The organism is Cellulomonas sp. P4_A2, from assembly GCF_056402515.1.
On record NZ_JBFUHG010000260.1, the window covers coordinates 1 to 354 of the forward strand.

Sequence of the window (354 nt, forward strand, 5' to 3'; positions counted from 1 at the left end):
GGGCAGGACGACCAGGTCGGCGCCCGCCGCGTTCAGTTCGCCGAGCGGGATCCGGGGGTAGCGCTCGGCGTGACCGGCGTACACGTTCGCACRCCGASCCGGGCCAGCAGATCGCCCGCGAACGTGTCGCAACCGATCACCATCCAGGAGATCGGCACGATCGCGCGGCGCGGCTCCTTCAGCTGTCATTGCCAGCGGATCGTCAGGTGGGGGAGTCCACCGAGTCTCGACGATGACAGCTGGCTGCCGTGACCTCAGCAGGCGGCCACCGCCTCCCAGGCCCAGCCACCCATGAAAAGCCCCGGGACCAGCAGAAACGTCGTCATGACAGACCTCTTTCGAAGCATCGCCTGT

1 protein-coding gene is annotated in these 354 nt (G+C 67.6%); it reads left to right on the top strand.

Translation table 11 applies throughout. The features are described 5' to 3' along the window. Positions 1-252, top strand: a 252-nt coding sequence (locus AC1DUE_RS20975) for a hypothetical protein (protein ID WP_477041318.1), incomplete at its 5' end; no start/stop codon positions are given. Between the last annotated feature and the right edge of the window lie 102 nt (positions 253-354).